Origin of the sequence: Deinococcus sp. (assembly GCF_030523985.1) — a bacterium.
GTDB lineage: Bacteria > Deinococcota > Deinococci > Deinococcales > Deinococcaceae > Deinococcus.
On the sequence record NZ_JAUNHK010000126.1, the window covers coordinates 1 to 6420 of the forward strand.

Annotated in this window: 7 protein-coding genes and 2 tRNA genes; 6 read left to right on the top strand and 3 right to left on the bottom strand. The window is 67.4% G+C overall.

Going from position 1 to position 6420, the window contains the following annotated elements:
• Window positions 1-15 precede the first annotated feature (15 nt).
• Together Q4C89_RS13290 and Q4C89_RS13295 are read right to left on the bottom strand one after the other, a co-directional pair.
• A tRNA-Val gene (locus Q4C89_RS13290) sits at window positions 16-90 on the bottom strand.
• Window positions 91-97: 7 nt separating this feature from the next.
• Window positions 98-173 (bottom strand) — tRNA-Ile (locus Q4C89_RS13295).
• A 122-nt stretch (window positions 174-295) separates the two neighbouring features.
• Here Q4C89_RS13295 and Q4C89_RS13300 point away from each other — a divergent pair.
• Window positions 296-1633, top strand: coding sequence for a glycogen synthase (locus Q4C89_RS13300; protein WP_303103105.1), 1338 nt, complete (start codon window positions 296-298; stop codon window positions 1631-1633).
• Window positions 1634-1657: 24 nt separating this feature from the next.
• Here Q4C89_RS13300 and Q4C89_RS13305 read toward each other — a convergent pair whose 3' ends face one another.
• Entirely contained in the window at window positions 1658-2368 is a 711-nt protein-coding gene (locus tag Q4C89_RS13305) for an alpha/beta fold hydrolase (RefSeq protein ID WP_303103106.1), read from the bottom strand.
• A gap of 88 nt (window positions 2369-2456) precedes the next feature.
• On the opposite strand from Q4C89_RS13305, the gene Q4C89_RS13310 reads away from it, so the two are divergent.
• Genes Q4C89_RS13310 through Q4C89_RS13330 form a run of 5 tightly spaced genes read left to right on the top strand, consistent with a single transcriptional unit; the run spans window position 2457 to window position 6249 of the window.
• Complete coding sequence (locus Q4C89_RS13310) at window positions 2457-3299, top strand: hypothetical protein (RefSeq protein WP_303103107.1); 843 nt, start codon at window positions 2457-2459, stop codon at window positions 3297-3299.
• 4 nt (window positions 3300-3303) lie between these two features.
• Window positions 3304-4038, top strand: coding sequence for a peptidoglycan-binding protein (locus Q4C89_RS13315; RefSeq protein ID WP_303103108.1), 735 nt, complete (start codon window positions 3304-3306; stop codon window positions 4036-4038).
• A gap of 47 nt (window positions 4039-4085) precedes the next feature.
• The gene (hemB, locus tag Q4C89_RS13320) at window positions 4086-5078 is read left to right on the top strand and encodes a porphobilinogen synthase (protein WP_303103109.1); all 993 of its coding nucleotides are present in this window, start codon (window positions 4086-4088) and stop codon (window positions 5076-5078) included.
• Between the two features lie 50 nt (window positions 5079-5128).
• Window positions 5129-5659 carry a cyclin-dependent kinase inhibitor 3 family protein gene (locus Q4C89_RS13325; RefSeq protein WP_303103110.1) on the top strand — a complete coding sequence of 177 codons (531 nt, stop codon included), beginning with the start codon at window positions 5129-5131 and terminating at the stop codon, window positions 5657-5659.
• Window positions 5660-5661: 2 nt separating this feature from the next.
• A complete protein-coding gene (locus Q4C89_RS13330) occupies window positions 5662-6249 on the top strand; it encodes a GNAT family N-acetyltransferase (protein WP_303103111.1) in 588 nt (195 codons plus the stop codon).
• Window positions 6250-6420 lie beyond the last annotated feature (171 nt).

A 6420-nucleotide genomic window follows, 5' to 3' on the forward strand; every position in this document is an offset into this window, starting at 1 on the left:
CTGCCGAGGTCTTTTTGGTGGGCGGTATAGGACTTGAACCTACGACCCTTCGCGTGTGAAGCGAATGCTCTACCACTGAGCTAACCGCCCGTAATTCTGGTGGGCCCTGCCGGATTTGAACCGGCAACCAATCGGTTATGAGCCGACTGCTCTGACCGTTGAGCTAAGAGCCCGCGATGAACGGTCTTTCGCCCTTCGTCAAGGCGAGAGGAAGTGTAGCAGCGGCCCCCAGGCTTGTCAAACGCACCCCGCGTAGCCCCGCCTGCGGCCCCCAGGTGGGCGCTACAGTGGAGCCATGCACATTCTGCATGTGGCCTCCGAGGTCTTTCCCTTCTCGCGCTCCGGCGGACTGGGCGATGTCCTGGGGGCGCTGCCCGCCGAGCAGGCGCGGCTGGGCGCCGAAGTCACGGTGCTGTCGCCCTGGTACGCCAGCTTGCAGGGCCAGCCGCAGGCCATCTGGCGCGGCGAGGTGGACGGCGTCGGCCCCGCGTGGCTGGGCGAAGTGCGGCAGGAGGGCGTGCGTTACCTGTTTCTCGGCCTGGAGGACTTTCAGCGCCCCGGCCTCTACCACCCCGACGATGTCTGGCGCTTTTGCCGTTTCGGGCGGGCGCCTTTGCCTGTGCTGGAGGCCAGCGGCTCTCTGCCCGACGTGCTGCACGGGCACGACTGGCAGGCCGGGCTGGTCGTGGCCCACGCCCACCTGCGCGGCCTGAACACCGTCTTTTCGGTGCATAACTTGCAATACCAGGGCCGCTGGAACCTTCAGGAAGCCGCCCCCTGGACGGGCCTGCCGGAATGGACCTTCGGGCCGGAGGGCGTCGAATTCTTCTTCGACCTGAACCTGATGAAAGCGGGCCTGAATTTTGCCGACCGGGTCACCACCGTCAGCCCGACCTACGCCCAGGAAATCACCACCCGGCGCTACGGCGAGGGACTGGAAGGGTTGATGGTGCGCCTGACCCACGAAGGGCGGCTGTCGGGCATCCTGAACGGCCTCGACCAAGAGCGCTGGAACCCGCGCACCGACCCCGAAATCGTGCCTTTCTCGCAGCCCACCGACAAAACCGGAGCCACCGCCGCGCTGCGCCAGGAATTCGGGTTGGACGACGCCCCAATTCTGGCGACCGTGAGCCGACTGGCCGACCAGAAGGGCATGGACCTGCTGATTGAGGCGCTGCCCGAACTCACCCGCGACTGGAACGTGGTCGTGCTGGGCAGTGGCGACCCGCTGCTCGAAGCCTCGCTGACGGGCTGGGCGCAGCATCCTCGCGTCACCTTCGAGCACGGCATGAACGAGCCGCTGGCGCACCGCATTTACGCCGGCGCCGACGCCTTCGCCATGCCCAGCCGCTTCGAGCCGTGCGGCTTATCGCAGCTCATCGCCATGCGCTACGGCACCCTGCCTGTGGTGCGAGAAACGGGCGGACTGGTGGACACCGTGCCGCACGACCTGGGCTTCCGCTTTGCCGACGCCACGCCCGAAGCTCTGGCCGCCGCGTGTCAGGACGCCTACGCCACCTTTCAGGACCGCGAGGAATGGCAGGCCCGCGCCGAACGCGCCATGTCGCTGGACTTCTCCTGGGAGGGGCCAGCGCGGGAATACCTGGCGCTGTACGAAGCGCTGCGGGCCTGAAGCTCGGATCACTCTCTAGATTTCTCAGGCCAGGAAGCGCAGCAGTTCCGCCGTGAACGCTTCGGGCTGGTCCAGGTTCGACAGGTGCGCCGCGCCATCCAGAATCACCAGTTCGCCGCGTCCGGCGTCCGCGATTTCCTGCGCCAGTTCAATCGGGGTCAGGGTGTCCTCGCGGCCCACCAGCACCAGCAGGGGCACTTGCAGCGTTTGCAGGGTGGTGCGCCCCTCTTCTCGCGCCGCCATCGCGTCCAGTGCGCCCGCAATGCCTTCACGGGAAGCACCCTCAATCATCGGCAGCACCTTCTTGAAGGTAGACGCCGAGTGCTCCTCGCGGGCCGCGTCGATGATGAACTCGCGGCCTTCATCCAGCACGCGGCTGGCCTGCTGACGGCGGTCTTCCTGCTTTTCAGGGTTGTCGGTGCGGCTGGAAGTATCCGCCAGCACCAACCGCCCCACGCGCTCGGGGGCCTGACGCAGCAGTTCCAGCGCCAGATAGCCGCCCATGCTCAGGCCCACCACGCTCAGCGGTTCCTGCGGCAACTCGGCCAGCAGCGCCTCCACGGTCTGCGGCAGCGACACCATCGCGCCCTCGCGCCCGCCGAATCCCGGCATGTTGGGTGCGATGACGGTCAGGCCCGCCGCCTCGAGCACCTGCTTTTGCTCCTGCCACATGGCGGCGGACATCGGGTAGGCGTGCAGCATCAGGACGGTGCGGGGTTTTTCGGGGGCAGTCATGGTCACAGGGTAACGAGGGGACGGCGAAAAAACGTGTCGAAAACGCTTATCCTCGGGCCTCCCGCCCGGCAGTTGCTACCCTGACCCCGTGACCCCCTCCCTGCGCGTCGTGTCCGCCTCGCCTGCCGAACTGCTGCCCGCTTTTGCCGCCCTGTACGGTGCCCCCGCCGAGGAGCTGGGCTGGCTGACCGACAGCCTGACCCACGCCTGGGCCGCCCTGGACGAAGGGGACGTGGTGCTGGGGGCGCTGGGGGTACGGCCCAGTCCCGCGCATGGAGGGGAACTGATGGGCGGGGCGCTGCCAGGCGATTGGGAAGTGGAAGTCGGAGCGGCGCTGGCCCAGGCCGCCCGTGAGGAGGTCGGCCCCGTGTACGCCTTTGCCGACGGCGGCATGTTGCGGGCCGAGGCACTGGCAGCGGCGGGACTGCGCGAAGTGGCGGCCTACCGCATGCTGGCGGGCCTGACCCCCACCGCCCGGGCCGAAGCTCCCGCCGGGATTCGGCTGCTCCCGCTGAGCGACGTGCCCGACCTCGCGCTGCGGCTGGATGCGCTGGCGACCTACGAAGACCGCATCGGGCACCATGCCGTGTCCCCGGCAGCGGCAGAGGACAGCGCGGGCGGCTACGACCCGGCCTTGAGCCTGCTGGCGCTGGACGAACACGGGCAGGCTGCTGGCATATGCCGCGCTGCCCCCGAGGAAGGCTACGCCCGACTGGATGCCCCCGGCGTGCGCCCCGACCTGCGCCATACGCCGCTGCGGCAGGCGCTTTTGCTGGGCGTGTGTGCGCTGGCCCGCGAGCGCGGCTTTGGTGACATCAGCCTGGAAAGCTGGGGTGACACCCCCGAAGAACTCGCTGCCGACCTGGGCCTGGGGCTGGAAATTCAACTCGAAAACCCGATTTATGGCACGGTTCCCAAGCCTCTACACTGAGCGCATGAAGCACTTTGCTCTGATGCTGGCGACCAGTCTGACCCTTGCGGGCACCGCACTGGGGGCCACCAGCCAGCGCGACACCGCCGCCGCCGCCAACGCTGCCGCCCTGGCGGTGGATGGCCTGCTGTCGGTCTGCCCGCCCAGCGTGCGGCAAGCGTCGGCGGCGGCCCGCTGCGTCACGGCGGACGGCGACCTGACCACCACCCGCAAGGCGCTGACCGCCAAGCTCAAGCTCTACGGCGCATGGCGGGCCGACACCGACGGGCAACGGGTCTACAACTGGGTCGTGACGCCCAGCGGCTATGTCAACCTGGGCGTGGTCAAGGCCGATACGGGCAGCCTGCTCATCCTGACGCCCTCGCAGGCTCAGGCGACTCAAACCCAGACAGCGCAGACGGCCCAGCCTGCCCAGGCAGCGCAGGCCACGCCAGCCAAACCCGCCAACCCCCTGCCGCCCTTCCGGCGCACGCTGCGGCTGACCAACCCGCGCATGCACGGCGAGGACGTGCGCCTGCTGCAACTGCGGCTGATGGAAGTCTCCCGCGTTGACCCCGGCAAGGGCGGCGACGGCTGGTACGGCCCGGTGACGACCGCCAACGTGATGGTGTTTCAGTCGGCCAACGGGCTGCCCGCGACCGGCGTGGTGACGACGACCACCTGGAACACCCTCTTTTCCAAGGGGGCCAAATACTTCGACGCCCAGGAAGCGCAGCGGCTTGCGAAGAGCCTGAAATAGGCCAGGACTGAAATAAGTCCCTCCCCCGAACCTCTATCCTCTGGCGCATGACCCCCGTTCCCACCCAGCGCCCCCGCCGCCTGCGCCGCACGCCTGCCCTCCGTGCGCTGAGCCGCGAAATTCGGCTTTCGCCCGAGCAGTTCATCTTCCCTATGTTCGTGCATGAGGGCGAGGACGACACTGAAATTTCCACCATGCCAGGCGTGCTGCGCCACTCCATCCCCAGCGCGGTGGAGAAGGCGCGGGAAGCGCAGAGCCTCGGCATCCGCTCGGTCATCCTGTTCGGGATTCCCGACCACAAGGACGAAGTGGGCACTCAGGCTTACGCCGAAGAAGGCGTGGTGCAGCGGGCGACACGGGCCATCAAAGCCGAGTTGCCCGACCTCGCCGTGATTGCCGACACCTGCCTGTGCGAGTACACCAGTCACGGGCACTGCGGACACCTCCACGAAGTCAGCGGACACTGGACGGTAGACAACGACCCCACGCTGGATTTGCTGGCCCGGACCGCCGTGTCGCAGGCCCGCGCCGGGGCCAACATCATCGCGCCGAGTGCCATGATGGACGGTCAGGTGGCGGCGATTCGGGCGGCGCTGGACGCGGCAGGCTTTGCCCACATCCCCGTCATGAGCTACGCCGTCAAGTACGCCAGCGCCTACTACGGCCCCTTCCGTGAGGCGGCGGGCAGTGCGCCCAGCAAGGGTGACCGCGCCAGCTACCAGATGGACGTGTCGGGCGGCTACCGCGAAGCCCTGCGCGAAGCCCGTCTGGACGTGGAACAGGGGGCCGACTACCTGATGGTCAAGCCCGCGCTGGCCTACCTGGACGTGATGCGGACCGTGCGCGACCACTTCGACCTGCCGATGATCGCCTACAACGTCAGCGGCGAGTACTCGCTGGTCAAGGCCGCCGCCAGCCTCGGTTATATGGACGAGCGCCGCACCGTGCTCGAAACCCTGACCGGGATGGTGCGGGCCGGGGCCGACGCCATCATCACCTATCACGCGCTGGACGCGGCGCGGTGGTTGCAGGAAAGCTGAGGGGCGGCCCCTCCCCCATCCACCCAGGGCTTTGCCCTTAGACTTCCCTCATGACCGGCAACCCCATTCGCGTGGACTGGATTCCCACCGCCCTCTGGCCCGGACAGCTCGGCCTGACCTTCGCGCCCGGCAAGAAGGGCGAGAGCCTGCTGCAACCCGGCGTTACCCACAACCGCAGCGTGGAAGGCGACATGCACGAGTTGGCGCGGCAGGGCACCAACGTCATCGCTCCGCTGATTGAGGACTTCGAGTTCGAGATGCTGGGCATGGACGGCTACCACGCCGAGGCCGAGGCGCGGGGGCTGCTGGTGAGTGCCTGCCCCATCGTGGACGGTCAGGTACCGGGCGACCCGCAGCAGTTCGGGGAATTTCTGGATGAGCTGATGGACAAGCTGCTGGACGGCAAAAACGTGGTCGTCCACTGCCGGGGCGGGCTGGGTCGGGCGGGCCTGACGGCGGCCTGCTTGCTGGTCAAAGCGGGGATGGAACCCGACGAGGCCATCGCTCTGGTACGCCGAACCCGCCGGGGCGCGATTGAAAACGCCCGTCAGGAAGACTTCGTGCGCGAGTTCGGGGCCTGAGCGTGGCCGACCTCCACCCCGTCCTGACCGGAGAAAAAGTCATCCTCGCCCGCGTGCGCCCCGAGGACGTGCCCGTGATGGCCCGCCACTTCGCCAACCTGGAACTCACGGCGTATCTGGGGGCCATCGGGGGTGCCTTCAGCCTAGAAGACGAGCAGGCGTACTACGAGAGCGTCAGCAAGAGCAAGCCCGACCAGGCCGCTTTCGGCATCTACACGCGGGAGGGGCAGACCTACATCGGCGGCACCGACCTGCGCGGCATCAACCACCGCCACGTCACCGCCGAACTGGGCATCAGCATCCACGACCCCGAATACTGGGGCGGCGGCTACGGCTCGGAAGCGGTGCGGCTGATGGTCGAGTACGGCATGTACTTTCTGGGGCTGCACAACATCGTGCTCAACGTCTTTTCGTACAACACGCGGGGCATCGCGGCCTACGAAAAGGTCGGTTTCCGCGAAATCGGGCGGCGGCGCGGGGCGATTCGGCTGGGGCAGGAGCGCTTTGACGCAGTGCTGATGGACATCACGGCGGACGAGGTGGACACGTCGCGGATGCGTGGGCTGGTGCGGCTGTTGGATGATAGATGATGGGTTCGCTGTCTTGGGCAGAACGGCACCTGTATAGGGCCTGCCCGCTGCGCTGATGGATGATGGAGGGGGAAGTCAACCCTTTGAAGGACGACAGCGGAAAAGATGTGGGATAAGGTCAACTCGTGCAAAAGCTTCGGCCTGCCCTAAAATTCGCGTTCTGGACGTATT

Excerpts from the sequence above, each read along its gene's own strand:
- Q4C89_RS13305 (WP_303103106.1), bottom strand. The coding sequence starts at position 2,368 with ATGACTGCCCCCGAAAAACCCCGCACCGTCCTGATGCTGCACGCCTAC.
- Q4C89_RS13315 (WP_303103108.1), top strand. The coding sequence starts at position 3,304 with ATGAAGCACTTTGCTCTGATGCTGGCGACCAGTCTGACCCTTGCGGGC.
- Q4C89_RS13300 (WP_303103105.1), top strand. The coding sequence starts at position 296 with ATGCACATTCTGCATGTGGCCTCCGAGGTCTTTCCCTTCTCGCGCTCC.
- hemB (WP_303103109.1), top strand. The coding sequence starts at position 4,086 with ATGACCCCCGTTCCCACCCAGCGCCCCCGCCGCCTGCGCCGCACGCCT.
- Q4C89_RS13325 (WP_303103110.1), top strand. The coding sequence starts at position 5,129 with ATGACCGGCAACCCCATTCGCGTGGACTGGATTCCCACCGCCCTCTGG.